Raw genomic sequence first — 12705 nt, 5'->3', positions numbered from 1 at the left:
TTGATCCCCTTTATTTTTTATTTTGTGCAAGAACTTTCAAATATTGCTCTTTTTTCTTTAAAATTTTGTTTTCAACAATTTCCGCTTGGGTCACTCGACCGTCTAACTCACATTGCACACGTTTTGATTCTAAACGGAGCAATTCGTGTTTCAAGCGTCCCAATTGACGATACATCAAGATATTCCTTTTACGCAACTTACATAAGATCTGGCGACGATCTTCCATTGAAAAAGTACCATAGTGGTCAACCAGTCGTTTCTTTTTTTCTTCAAAACTCTCTCTCATTTTCAAGATCTCCTATATTCAAACTGCACCAATTATAGCAAAAAGTTTTTAGAATGCAACTAAAAACTTTTTACTTTTAGGATGAAGCATTCGTTTCAATTCCAGAAACTCATTCTAGTCCAATCACTATAAAATATCAATTGTAATCATAAAATAAAGACAAAAGAAAAACACATGCAAAACCAATTCAAAAGTTTTGCATGTGCTATTTTTAAACGGCATTTGATCTTATTCGAAATATTCGCCATAAACATCGTCAACACGTTGTTCTGGGTTGATCACAATGTATAAGTTACCAGTTTTTTCACTGATTTTTGTTGATTGATATTGATTATCTAATCCCTCTGTTCCTTTGTCCAAGTAAGGGAAGTATACTAGATCAGGTGTACCATTGCGATACAAGATTTCCATACGTTCAATATCTTCATATTTCAAAGCACGATTGAACATACCCATTTCTAAACCACCTAGATTGATATCATGAGTAGCTACTGAATCTCCCTCATGGAAGATTTCGATTTTAAAACCGGCACATGGATGGATCTCGATAAATTCGCTTCCATTAATACGACCAAAACTTGTTGTGATTTGTTTGATCCAAAGGTCGCCGATGTGACGACGATTGATCGTCCATGTTTCGCCGTTACGGAAATAAAATTTTAGCGCTGTCATTTCTTTGCTCATTAAAAAAATCTCCTTTTTTGACGCATTATATTCTGTTTCATTACTAGTTTAGCATAAAACAACAAAAGCGGTCATCTCTCAGGTTTGCTTTTCTATCAGCTTTTTTGATAAAAATCCTCCTCTAAAAGAGAAAAGGGACATGAAAAACATCCTACAAAAAAGCCAAACGCTTCTATAGATAACTCTCATGCCCTTACTTTAGCCATGTCAGTATATGATTAGACCGCTAATCAGACGTAATTAGTGCTTGTTACGATTTCGTTGACTAATCTTGTTGCTCTTTCAGATAGGTTAATAATGCAGCTTGTTCATTCTGTACCAGTCCGTTCACTACCGCTGACTCCGCAAGTGCTAACGCTTCACTGACCCATTTACCTGGTTTTTTCTCACTCGTAGCTAATAGCACCTTTCCATCAATCGCCAACTCACTCATTGTCTTGATAGGAAGTGCATGATAAATGTCTAGCACAGTTGTTATGTCAGGGGTTTGTTGGAAGTAAATCATCAATTCTTCCACATCCATCGATGCGTCTTTTCCAAGATGATAAATCTCCAATGGTGTTAATCGTCGTTCTTGTCGCTTCGCCAATCCTTTGACCAAACGTTGGACTTCTCGAATCATTTGGTTGGAACATTTCCAGGCTTTTAAGAAAGGTGCCACCTCTTGCTCAGATCGACCAAGTTGGTTGAGTAATAATGCCCAAGCTTGACTTTCTTTTTTTAATGGAATAGATGGTAAATCGGCAAATCTTAGTAATGCCTCACCATCTTCTTTTAATTGTGGACAATAGATGTAACATTTTGTTTCAACAAATGCGGCCAAGCCATGATTACGAAAATCCCCTAAAAGCATTTTGATAAATTCAACATTCATTCGTTCAATAGAAATTTTATCCAATAAGGCATGGTTGTCTTCGATTGCCTTGGCTGTTTCTTCCTCCAATTTGAACCCTAACTGACTTACAAAACGAAGCCCACGCATCATTCGTAAGGCATCTTCATGAAATCGTTCAAAAGGCCGGCCAACTGCTCGTAAGACGTGATTTTCTAAATCAGCCAAGCCGTCGAATAAATCGATGATCTCACCATCTTCTTTCAAAGCAAAAGCATTGATCGTAAAGTCTCTCCGCTTTAGATCCTCTTCTAGTGTACGAACAAATGAAACACTATCAGGACGCCGATAATCTTGATAAGTCGATTCCGTACGAAATGTCGTGATCTCGTATTGCTCCCCTTCATACAAGACGAGGACCGTTCCATGTTCGATCCCGATATCGATCGTTTTTGGAAACAACTGCTTGATTTCTTCTGGAAACGCACTAGTAGCAATATCTACATCATGAATTTTTTGTCCGAGTAACGTGTCACGTACACTACCACCAACAAAGTACGCCTCAAATCCAGCAGCCTCAATTTTTCTTATTACTGGAATTGCTTTTTTATATTCGATCGGTAATTCACTTAGTCTCATTTTTACTCCTTCTATCCTCTCACTGTTCCTCATCTTTTCGGGCAAAACGATGATGGTCCCTTCGATTGAACTTCTCCATATTTTTTTCAAATACCGTCGTCAAATCAATTCCTAACGAGTTTGCCATGATCATTGTTACAAATAGAACATCGCCTAATTCTTCTGCCACTGAATTACTAGGTTCTGTTGCTTTTTTACTTTTTTCGCCATATGAATGATTGACCTCTCGTGCCAATTCGCCTACTTCTTCGGTCAGACGTGCCATTTGCGCCAATGGCGAAAAATATCCAACTTTAAATTGTTGGATGTACGCATCGACCTCTTCTTGCATACTTTTTAGTGAACGCTCTTCTTTCATTAAGAACCCTCCAATCATCTCTTCCTAAAAAACTTTACAGCAAAACGGCAAGAAGTGCAATTGTGAAAACAAAGAATACATGCTACATTATGTTAGGTACACTTAATAAATTCTTAGCATCAAGCCAACTTGGTCTATTCTATAACTATAAAAATGAAGAACCAGTTTGCTAATCCTTAGGTTTATATCTAGGATTTACCGCTTGTTGCACAATGAATCATATCATATAGTAGAAAGTGGGGATTCGATGACATCATTGAAAACAATGAAAGAAGTTATTTTTATTATTTTAGGAACAAGTATTTATGCTTTTGGACTAGTCTATTTGAATATCGCAAACCAGCTAGCTGAGGGTGGAGTTTCAGGTATTACTCTGATTTTGCGTGCTCTTTTTCATATCGACCCAGCTTATTCTACTTTATTGATCAATATTCCATTGATCCTACTAGGCGGAAAAATCTTAGGAAAACGCGCGCTCGCTTATACTGTCTTAGGTACTGTCTCGCTTTCTGTCTTCTTATGGATTTGGCAAAGGATTCCCTTACAAATCAACTTAGAGCATGATTTACTAATCGTCTCTTTACTTGCAGGACTGATTGCCGGTGTCGGCAGCGGGATCGTTTATCGTATGGGAGGTACTACAGGAGGAAGTGACATCATCGCTCGGATACTTGAAAAAAATCATGGAATCTCTATGGGACGTTCCCTTTTAGCTTTTGATGTCATAGTTTTACTTGCTTCATTAACTTATATCGATTTGAAGCGAATGATGTACACGTTAATCGCTTCCTATGTATTTAGTCGTGTCATCGATTTTATCCTTGATGGCGGCTACTCTGCTAAAGGGATTCTTGTGGTCTCAAATAAAAGTGAGGAAATTGCGCCTTTATTGATGACTGGCTTACAACGTGGTGTCACATTCTTGCATGGAGAAGGTGGCTTTTCTGGTATCGATAAAAAAATGATCTATATGGTAGTAAGTACCAGGGAATTAAACGAAGTAAAACGGATCATTCATGAAATTGACGAACATGCCTTTCTTTCAATTCTAAATGTCCATGAAGTAGAAGGAGAAGGCTTTACGTATCTTAAACTACAAACGAGGCGGTATAAAAAAATAACATAATGATTTTGAATCGACCAACCTAGTACTGAGCTTTCTATGTATATAGAATAACGTAGTTCTGCGTATTTCGTGATCAAGGAGTTGCAACTGTCTACTTAGAGATATTCTCAGTTCATTCAGAAGTACCTGGGCGATTAGGCCTTTTGCGCTTCCTAAAACCGAATATATGGTGCCCCACAAGCTTACGTTCATAAATAAGCGTGAAACACGATAATGGCTTTTTAAATTTTTGGGATTCACGCTTATTTGCCATAGCTGGGTACTTGTGTCACATCTTTTTTTGATCAATAGCTTTACCGCTTCATATTTTTTGTACAGAATGAAAGATATATGAACTATATAAAATATAACTGATAATATTTAAGAGAGCCTATACTACTATCCGAAAATATCACTGGAATCAAATATGTATACATTGATAGCAGATCAACGCACCTTCCAAAAATCTATAATATGTAAAGAACTTTGTACATTTCGTTCATACGTATCAACCAAAGGAATTTAGGGAAGCGACAAGAGATATTCTTGAACAAATTTGATTATAATAAGCTTTTCAAGAAATTTTATTATTGAAATCCATTTTTGTTGTTCTAAAAAACTTAATAAAAACTAGGCTTCCTTTACGAATATTACTCGGAAGGAAGCCTAAGCTTTAATTATAATATATATTTTCACTATAGATACTTACTTATCATAATTTTACTTTTCCAAAGCCAGCTTTCCCCACATTCAGCTCTTACTCTTCTGCGGCGCTTGAAGGATCATGCGGTTCACTTCATCTGATAGTTCAAGAAACGCATCTTTATCGCCTTCTTCTAAGGCCTGATCGATCTGTTGGTAAAGCATGTTTAGTTTTGCGGCTTGCTCTTTTTCTTGGAAATAATGCTCGATTAATTCTGTTGATTCTTCACTGATTGCATCTTCCCATGAGGCTAACGGGTTGTCTTCGATGATTGCTAAATATTCTTTCGTTTGCCACGCATTTTCAAAAAGGCATTCGACATAGAGTGGATTTTTCCAATTCAGACGGATTTCGTGGAAGATTTGATCAGTGTCAGTAAATTCCTTTCCATCTAAAAATAGCTTCATCGGCTCACCTTCATAGGAAAGATCGGTGATCTGTAAACCACGTCTTGTTAAGTTTGCACCTTCAACAAAACGCACATTGTGTAAGATTGCTTCATGATTTGCCAGATAGTTCAAAATCCAAAATACTTCTCTGCGACTGAAAGAGACATGGTTAACCATCCAAGTTAAGAAATTCTTCTTTTCTTTAACATCAATCAACATATTCATCACCTCTCTGTTAAATCATCTAATAGCGACAATACCTCCATATCTCCTGGTTCATAAGTTAAATATTGTTCCAATAATTCTCGTGTTTTTGCTAATTGACCCTCTTCACGTAAGAATAAAGCATATTCTTTCAAGAAATCCGGCTCATGATCTAATTCATGGGCTGCTTGTTCATAATGGACTGCTGCTACCGCAAAATCTTCTAATTGATTATAGGCATGAGCGAGGTTCCATTCTGCATATGGATTAGCAACTTCTTCCATTTGGTTGACTGTTTGAACAACGTCTTCATAACGTTCTTGATCCAAGTAAAGATTACTCAACGTCAACAACGTTTCATCTTGCTTGTCACCGACGTTCAATGCATCAAGTAGTAACTTCTCTGCTTTTTCTTTCTCATGTAGACGAAAAGCATTTTCCGAAGCTAGGTGATAAAGTTCTACTTGGAATGGATTCTCTTTGATACCATCTTCTAAGACTTGTTGTACTTCTTCGATCATCTCTTCTTCTTGAAGGGCCTGACCTAGATAGAGGTATAAGGATTGATACTGTGGATTCAATTCCCGTAATTCTTGCAAATAATTGATAGCTTTTTCATTCTCATGTAATTGTAGATTCGTGAACGCTAATTGGAACAAACGATCATCTGTCCGCTCTTCGGCTAAAGCTGCTTCCAGTGGTGGGATTGCTGCTTCAAAATCCCCTTGCATACTCAACGATTGTCCTAAGCGTTCTTGCATGGAAATACTAGAAATTTCTTCTATACCGTTCGCTAACAACATTTCATAAAGTGCGGAAGCTTCATTGAAACGGTCAACTGAAAAATACAATTCAGCCAATGCAAATCGAATCAATGGTTCTTCTGGTAATAGCTTCGCTGCTTCTTTCAATTTTGCTTCACTTACTTCAGGAATACCGATTACTTGGTACAAGTCAGCGATTGCTAATAGTGCTTGTGGATAGTACTCACTATCTTGCTGGATTTTTTCTAAATAGTCAAATGCCTGATCGATCTCATTGTCTTCGATAGCGATCTCTGCCAAAGGAATATTCCATTCATCATTTTCAGGCGATACAGTTAGCAGATGCTCAAAAATTGCTTTTGCTTCTTCTAAAAAACCAATGGCTAATAATTCTTCTCCTAACTCATGTAACACATCAGCCGGATCTTCTTGGAGCGCCTTTGCCAAATATTCATTTGCTTCTGTCAAATTTTCGTCTGCTAATGCTTGTAGCATTTTTTCACTATTTGTCATCATCTAAATCCCTCTAATCTCTTGAACGATCCTTTCATAGGACGCCATTGTTTTCAATAGTTCTTGCTCGTTTGGCAATTGATATCCATCTATTATACCAATTTTTTCCAAAACGAGAATTTTTTTGCTCTTTTCCGCTAAAACCAGCACATTTTCTAGATAATCCATTTTTGATATCTCTTCAGGCCAAATAATTGGATAACCTAGATGCTGCAGCCAGATAAAAAAATTCTTCAATTGAAATGAAAGCGACTTGATTTCTGAATTCCATATGAGTTGTATTAAGATACCTAAAAATTTTTTCATACTGGCGGAAAGCAAATGACTATTTTCAGTCAGATAAAAAGCTTGCTCAAATAGTTTACCATAATTTGTCACTTGTTCAGCGTCTTCTTGATAAAAATAAATGATTTCTTCTAGCATACCAGCAAAAGGACGATTGAATAATTTTTCGCGATTCGGATAATTTTTGTAAAGATTTTGAAGAAACGGATGATCACAGACTAACCCACAACAGATAAAAATCAAAAAATCGATTTGTTTCCCTTCGATTTGTTTTTCACTGATCGTCCGATCATAAATGATTCGTTCTGGAAGGTTCGTCGTTTGAAGAGCCGATTCGTTAGACCCATGTAATATCTCGCATTGAGGATTAAGTGCCCGTGCCATGGAGCGGATCGAGACGGGGATCAACCAAAGTGTAGTCTGAAGATACGTATGTTTTTGAAAGAAGCCCGCCAACTCCATAATTCCCTCATTGCCAAAACCTATTACTAAAAGCGGTCGATTTTCGGGATAGCGTCTCGCATAAGACAAGAGGCTATGCAATTCAGACAATTGATTACACTGCGTATTGCCACAAATATACCAATCAATCGCTAACTTGTTCGTGAATGACTGTGTCATTTTCTCAGCGTATAGATCATAATAACGTTGGTTCGTCAAAAAAAGAATCGCTTGATCAATCGATTCATTTTTCAACTGACTGACAAATGTTTCCCCATAAAAGATTGTTGTTTCTTCTTGTTGGTAGCGATAGGATAACTCCATGTTGCCCTCCCCTTTTCTTTTATTTTACCATTAGTAAGTAAAATAAAAAAAGAATAAGAAAACTAGTTAATGAACCCATGCCTTTTTGATCAACTCTATTCTTTTATTTGATATGTAAAGAGTTCCATTCAGTTGCTGAACTATTTGGTTGTTGCCTTTCTACTGCTTTCCGCCTCTTTTATCCATCTATATAAAAAATAAAGCGCCTGTAGCCGTAGCCACAAGCGCTTTTTCAACTGTCTTATTTAACAGCGTCTTTCAATGCTTTACCTGGTTTGAATGCAGGTACTTTGCTAGCTGGGATTTCGATTTCTTCACCAGTTTGTGGGTTACGTCCTTTACGAGCCGCGCGTTCGCGTACTTCAAAGTTACCAAAACCAATTAATTGAACTTTTTCGCCGTTAGCTAAAGCATCTTGGATAGTTGAAAATACAGCGTCAACTGCTGCAGTTGCGTCTTTTTTAGTTAAATCTGTAGCTGAAGCAACTTTTTCGATTAATTCTGCTTTATTTGCCATGGATAGATTCACCTCCTCCAACAAGAGATATGATAGGAACATCATTTAGTTTAAAAACTTTCTGAGTGGTCCAGAAGTTTATAAGAAATATTGATTAAGTTTCAATATTCTGTTATCACGATATCATATGAATCGCTTAATAGCAAGGTTTTTGGCATTATTTAACCGCTTTTTTTAGTCATAAAAACGTAATACAAAAATATGCTTATTTTTTTTGAAAAAAACGGACTACTATGGTAAAATGCCTATTTTCTTCGACGTGGAATAATTCGGATCGAAGTTCCTTCAAACGTAAATGCTTTTCTGATTTGATTTTCCAAAAAGCGTTCATAAGAGAAATGCATCAATTCTTCTTCATTAACAAAAACAACAAAGGTTGGCGGTTTGACTGCGACCTGTGTTGCATAGAAAATCTTTAATCGTTTACCTTTATCTGTCGGTGTCGGGTTGATCGCTACGGCATCCATGATCACATCATTCAAGACTGACGAAGAAACACGTAAGTTTTGGTTCATACTCACTTCTTCGATCATTTCAGGCAAACGTTCTAATCGTTGTTTAGTCACAGCTGAAACAAACAGAATAGGCGCATAATCTAAGTAACGGAATTCTTCACGGATCTCTTGTTCGAAGTCACGCATCGTATTCGTTTCTTTTTTGACTAGATCCCATTTATTGACAACGATGATCACACCACGTCCAGCTTCATGCGCATAGCCAGCTACTCGTTTATCTTGTTCACGAATGCCTTCTTCTGCGTTCAAGACCATTAACACAATGTCTGAACGGTCAATCGCACGCATTGCACGCATCACGCTGTATTTTTCTGTGGTTTCATAAACTTTACCACGTTTTCTCATACCAGCTGTATCGATCATCATGAATTTTTGACCGTCTTCTGAGACGAAGTGCGTATCGATAGCATCACGCGTCGTTCCTTCAATGTCCGAAACAATCACTCGGTCTTCACCTAGGATCGCATTGATCAAGGAAGATTTACCTACATTCGGGCGACCGATCAAACTGAATTTGATGGTATCATCCTCTTCTTCTTCTGCTTCTTCATCAAAGAATTTCACTGCCTCATCTAATATGTCGCCGATTCCTAATCCATGACTTCCAGATACAGGGTAAGGATCACCTAGACCTAATGCATAAAATTCATAAATATCATTTCTCATTTCAGGATTGTCGACTTTATTAACGGCTAAAATCACCGGTTTATTGCTGCGATATAAAATTTTTGCTACGACTTCATCTGCATCAGTGATGCCTTCACGGCCACTGACGACACAGACGATTACATCTGCTTCATCGATTGCGATTTCTGCTTGGTGCTTGATTTGATCCATAAATGGTTCATCGCCTAAGTCGATCCCACCAGTATCAATAATACTGAAATCACGACCTAACCATTCCCCTTTAGCATAAATACGATCACGAGTAACTCCTGGAGTATCTTCGACAATCGAAATACGCTCACCGGCGATACGGTTAAAAATCGTCGACTTACCGACGTTTGGGCGACCAACGATTGCAATTGTTGGATTTGCCATATTTTTTCCTCCTCACATGTTTCCAATCTCACTTAGTGTACCGAATACTTCGCGAACTTTCAAGCTTAGATCGGTGAACATTCAAGTATTTTTCTGGATCACTGCCTATTACAAAAGAAAATGGTCTGGGACGTAATCCCCAGACCACTTGTTTTACACATGTACAACTTCCCTTGATGCTGTAAATTCGCGCTTCGGGAACGATCATTCATTTATTTTTCAGCATCATCTGTTGCTGTTTCTTCTACTTCCCCTTTTAAGGCTTCGCCTAAGATGTCACCCATTGTAAATCCTGTGTTTTCTTCAGGTAACTCATAAGACTCAACTTCTTTTGGTTCTTTATCAGAAGCAGGTTTTTCTTCTAATGCTTTGATACTTAATGCAATCCGGTGCTCTTCTGGATTGACTTCCAAAACTTTCACTTGGACATCATCGCCCTCATGCAACACTTCATGTGGTGTCGCGATGTGTTTATGTGAGATTTGTGAGATGTGGACAAGCCCTTCTACTGTTGGGAATACTTCAACAAAGGCACCAAAGCTAGTTAATCGTTTCACTTTACCTTCAAGTACAGCGCCTACTGGAGCTTTTGTTTCGATATCTGTCCAAGGTCCAGGCAATGTGTCTTTGATCGATAATGAGATACGTCCTTGTTCTGGATTGATTGAAAGAACTTTGACTTTCACTTCATCGCCAACAGCTAAAACATCACCGGGTTTAGCAACATGTCCGTGAGAAATCTCAGAAACATGTACTAATCCATCGATGCCGCCTAAATCAACAAACGCACCAAAATCTGTGATACGAGCAACACGTCCCTCGATCACGTCATTTTCTTGGATAGTTGATAATAATTCTTTTTTCTGTGCTTCTTTTTTTGTTTCAACGACTGCTTTGTGTGAAAGGATCAAGCGATTTTCTGATGGTTCGATTTCAACGATTTTGAATGTCATCGTTTTTCCTTTGTACTCAGAAAAATCAGCGACAAAATGATCTTCTACCATTGATGCCGGAACAAATCCACGAACACCGACATCGACAACTAAACCACCTTTAACTACATTTGTCACTGGTGCTTCGATGATGTTTCCAGCTTGGAAATCTTTTTCGATATCCTCCCAAACTTTTTTCGCATCTAAGCGCCGTTTTGATAAAAGGTAACTGCCGTTTTCTTTGTCTTTACCAATCGTGCTGATCACGACTAGATCTAACGTATCGCCAACCTTTACCACTTCGTTGATATCTTCAACCGGTAAAGTAGATAATTCTTTTGCAGGAACTACGCCTTCAACACCCGTTCCTTCGATTCCAACGATGGCTTGTTTGTCTTCAATGACTAAAACTTCTCCTTTGACGACATCGCCAACGCTCACTTCTTGAACGCTATTCATTGCATCTTCCATAGATTGGTTGTTATCTGTCTGATTTTGTTCAAATTCTGTCATAACACTTGTCCTCCTAACCAACATTCTGCCGTTAACTACGGTACTGCCTATAGTTTAATTGATTATTTAAAAAAAATAAAGCGATTTCGTTTGTTTTCCATTAAAATGGTCGGATTCTTCGCTTTTTTTCTATTTAGTCAAGAAAATATCCTTTTTGTTGAACCACATCTTTGATCGCTTGGACAACTTCTTGAATCGTTTTACCAGTTGTATCGATTCGTATCGCATCTTCTGCTTGCTTCAGGGGTGAAACTTTTCTAGTAGAGTCATATTCATCACGTGCTTGTATTTCTTTTGTCAATTCTTCTAAATCTGTCGGAATATTTTTCTCAAGGTTTTCTTTGTGTCGTCTTTGTGCCCGTTCAGACACGCTGGCTACCAAGAAAATCTTCACTTCGGCTTTTGGTAAAACAGCGGTACCGATATCTCGACCATCCATGACGACACCACCATCTTCACCGATTTTTTTCTGGATCGCAACAAGAGCTTCGCGTACTTTTGAATGCGCAGCTACTTCAGAAACCGCTCGTGTAACGTCTGGTTGTCGAATATCTGAAGTAACGTCTTGCCCAGCTACAAAGACATGTTGTCCATCCGCCATTTGCTCAAACGAAATAGGGTTTTTGTTGATCAAATTGACTAATTCTGTTTCATCTGAAAAAGCAATGTGATGTTTGATTGCTAAGTAAGTGACTGCACGATACATCGCGCCCGTATCTGTATAAATATAGTTCAATTCATTTGCGATGATTTTAGCTACCGTACTTTTGCCTGAAGAGGCAGGACCGTCAATTGCGATACTAATTCGTGTCATTTTTCATAAACTCCCTTTTCTCAAAAAAAAGGGGCTGTGGCTCAAGCCACTGCTCCTTATTTAATTACATTTTATGAAGATACTCTGAGGAAAAACAACTCTTCAGTATTATCTTTTTAACTCCATTTATTGGACTCTAAGTTCTTGTCCTGGATATAACATGTAGTTGTTTGGATCGATTCCGTTCAATTGGAACAATTGGTCGACTGTAATGCCTGCGCGTTCTGCTACTTGTCTAGGACCTTCACCCGCTTGAACGACTGTGGTTGAGCCTGAAACACCTGCGCCTGCCTCTGGTGTTGAAGTAGGTGTTGTTTCTTGTGGAGCCACACTACTTGGTGTTGTTTGTTCTGGCTCTGTTACTGTTGAAGATGGTGTTGTTTCTGGTGTCACAGCACTTGTGGGTGTTGTTTCTCCAGCAACTGATTGTGTATCAGAAGTTGGTTCACTAGAAACTGTCGTCGATTCTACAGTTGATTCTACAGTCGAACTTTCTACGATCGATGAAGTCGTAGAGGAAGAAGATGCAGCGGTAGCACTATTACTTGACCCGTTTCTGATCCAGAAGTAAGCTCCTGCCGGGATGGCAATACATAAAACTAATAAAATCAAAAATAGCGATAAGAACAGGGTGTTCCCTTTCTTTTGCTGTCTTTGCGTACTTCTTGAAGATGCTTCATCCTCTGTATCGTAAATCGGTTGTTCCCATGGTTCTTGTGTTTCGTTATTTTCTGATGATTGATGTCTATCTTTTCTACTCACCTTATTGACCTCCTAAATTCTTTCCTAGTTATTATACCATAGGATAATCTTGATTGTACGAAAAAAATACCTCGCACCATTTTT

13 protein-coding genes are annotated in these 12705 nt (G+C 38.1%); 1 reads left to right on the top strand and 12 read right to left on the bottom strand.

The window, feature by feature from the left end:
- Positions 1 to 10 precede the first annotated feature (10 nt).
- The 4 genes from CYK55_RS05390 to CYK55_RS05375 all read right to left on the bottom strand — a co-directional run bounded on the left by CYK55_RS05390 (position 11) and on the right by CYK55_RS05375 (position 2799).
- On the bottom strand, positions 11 to 286 hold the full coding sequence (locus tag CYK55_RS05390) for a hypothetical protein (RefSeq protein ID WP_034688003.1): 276 nt from the start codon (positions 284 to 286) through the stop codon (positions 11 to 13).
- 228 nt (positions 287 to 514) lie between these two features.
- Positions 515 to 970, bottom strand: a complete 456-nt coding sequence (locus CYK55_RS05385; protein ID WP_010735761.1) for a hypothetical protein — start codon at positions 968 to 970, stop codon at positions 515 to 517.
- A 265-nt stretch (positions 971 to 1235) separates the two neighbouring features.
- Positions 1236 to 2441, bottom strand: a complete 1206-nt coding sequence (locus tag CYK55_RS05380) for a CCA tRNA nucleotidyltransferase (protein ID WP_126134026.1) — start codon at positions 2439 to 2441, stop codon at positions 1236 to 1238.
- A 19-nt stretch (positions 2442 to 2460) separates the two neighbouring features.
- Positions 2461 to 2799: a nucleotide pyrophosphohydrolase gene (locus CYK55_RS05375; RefSeq protein WP_010735763.1), complete on the bottom strand. Its 339-nt coding sequence runs from the start codon at positions 2797 to 2799 to the stop codon at positions 2461 to 2463.
- Positions 2800 to 3046: 247 nt separating this feature from the next.
- Here CYK55_RS05375 and CYK55_RS05370 point away from each other — a divergent pair, with 247 nt between their 5' ends.
- Positions 3047 to 3925: a YitT family protein gene (locus tag CYK55_RS05370; RefSeq protein ID WP_034688006.1), complete on the top strand. Its 879-nt coding sequence runs from the start codon at positions 3047 to 3049 to the stop codon at positions 3923 to 3925.
- A 729-nt stretch (positions 3926 to 4654) separates the two neighbouring features.
- Here the strand turns inward: CYK55_RS05370 and CYK55_RS05365 are convergent.
- The 8 genes from CYK55_RS05365 to CYK55_RS05330 form a co-directional block, all read right to left on the bottom strand.
- Positions 4655 to 5215: a YpiB family protein gene (locus tag CYK55_RS05365; RefSeq protein WP_029594129.1), complete on the bottom strand. Its 561-nt coding sequence runs from the start codon at positions 5213 to 5215 to the stop codon at positions 4655 to 4657.
- A 5-nt stretch (positions 5216 to 5220) separates the two neighbouring features.
- Positions 5221 to 6480, bottom strand: a complete 1260-nt coding sequence (locus CYK55_RS05360; protein WP_126134025.1) for a tetratricopeptide repeat protein — start codon at positions 6478 to 6480, stop codon at positions 5221 to 5223.
- Positions 6481 to 7527 carry a hypothetical protein gene (locus tag CYK55_RS05355; protein ID WP_034688010.1) on the bottom strand — a complete coding sequence of 349 codons (1047 nt, stop codon included), beginning with the start codon at positions 7525 to 7527 and terminating at the stop codon, positions 6481 to 6483. It abuts the gene before it with no gap.
- A gap of 241 nt (positions 7528 to 7768) precedes the next feature.
- Positions 7769 to 8044 carry an HU family DNA-binding protein gene (locus tag CYK55_RS05350; RefSeq protein WP_002290178.1) on the bottom strand — a complete coding sequence of 92 codons (276 nt, stop codon included), beginning with the start codon at positions 8042 to 8044 and terminating at the stop codon, positions 7769 to 7771.
- Between the two features lie 245 nt (positions 8045 to 8289).
- A complete protein-coding gene (gene der, locus CYK55_RS05345; protein WP_126134024.1) occupies positions 8290 to 9600 on the bottom strand; it encodes a ribosome biogenesis GTPase Der in 1311 nt (436 codons plus the stop codon).
- A 212-nt stretch (positions 9601 to 9812) separates the two neighbouring features.
- A complete protein-coding gene (gene rpsA / locus CYK55_RS05340) occupies positions 9813 to 11045 on the bottom strand; it encodes a 30S ribosomal protein S1 (RefSeq protein ID WP_034688014.1) in 1233 nt (410 codons plus the stop codon).
- Positions 11046 to 11178: 133 nt separating this feature from the next.
- Positions 11179 to 11859, bottom strand: a complete 681-nt coding sequence (gene cmk, locus CYK55_RS05335) for a (d)CMP kinase (protein WP_034688016.1) — start codon at positions 11857 to 11859, stop codon at positions 11179 to 11181.
- A 126-nt stretch (positions 11860 to 11985) separates the two neighbouring features.
- The gene (locus CYK55_RS05330) at positions 11986 to 12621 is read right to left on the bottom strand and encodes an SAG1386/EF1546 family surface-associated protein (RefSeq protein WP_034688017.1); all 636 of its coding nucleotides are present in this window, start codon (positions 12619 to 12621) and stop codon (positions 11986 to 11988) included.
- Positions 12622 to 12705: the final 84 nt, after the last annotated feature.

Source organism: Enterococcus mundtii, from assembly GCF_003957375.1.
Classification (GTDB): Bacteria; Bacillota; Bacilli; order Lactobacillales; family Enterococcaceae; genus Enterococcus_B; species Enterococcus_B spodopteracolus.
Note: the sequence above shows the minus strand (reverse complement) of the source record. Positions and strands in the feature narration are given on the sequence as shown.

What these genes read in the sequence shown, in the direction of transcription:
- CYK55_RS05360 (WP_126134025.1), bottom strand. Translation starts at nt 6,480, where the DNA reads ATGATGACAAATAGTGAAAAAATGCTACAAGCATTAGCAGACGAAAAT.
- CYK55_RS05355 (WP_034688010.1), bottom strand. Translation starts at nt 7,527, where the DNA reads ATGGAGTTATCCTATCGCTACCAACAAGAAGAAACAACAATCTTTTAT.
- CYK55_RS05350 (WP_002290178.1), bottom strand. Translation starts at nt 8,044, where the DNA reads ATGGCAAATAAAGCAGAATTAATCGAAAAAGTTGCTTCAGCTACAGAT.
- rpsA (WP_034688014.1), bottom strand. Translation starts at nt 11,045, where the DNA reads ATGACAGAATTTGAACAAAATCAGACAGATAACAACCAATCTATGGAA.
- CYK55_RS05385 (WP_010735761.1), bottom strand. Translation starts at nt 970, where the DNA reads ATGAGCAAAGAAATGACAGCGCTAAAATTTTATTTCCGTAACGGCGAA.
- CYK55_RS05390 (WP_034688003.1), bottom strand. Translation starts at nt 286, where the DNA reads ATGAGAGAGAGTTTTGAAGAAAAAAAGAAACGACTGGTTGACCACTAT.
- CYK55_RS05370 (WP_034688006.1), top strand. Translation starts at nt 3,047, where the DNA reads ATGACATCATTGAAAACAATGAAAGAAGTTATTTTTATTATTTTAGGA.
- cmk (WP_034688016.1), bottom strand. Translation starts at nt 11,859, where the DNA reads ATGACACGAATTAGTATCGCAATTGACGGTCCTGCCTCTTCAGGCAAA.
- der (WP_126134024.1), bottom strand. Translation starts at nt 9,600, where the DNA reads ATGGCAAATCCAACAATTGCAATCGTTGGTCGCCCAAACGTCGGTAAG.
- CYK55_RS05365 (WP_029594129.1), bottom strand. Translation starts at nt 5,215, where the DNA reads ATGTTGATTGATGTTAAAGAAAAGAAGAATTTCTTAACTTGGATGGTT.
- CYK55_RS05375 (WP_010735763.1), bottom strand. Translation starts at nt 2,799, where the DNA reads ATGAAAGAAGAGCGTTCACTAAAAAGTATGCAAGAAGAGGTCGATGCG.
- CYK55_RS05380 (WP_126134026.1), bottom strand. Translation starts at nt 2,441, where the DNA reads ATGAGACTAAGTGAATTACCGATCGAATATAAAAAAGCAATTCCAGTA.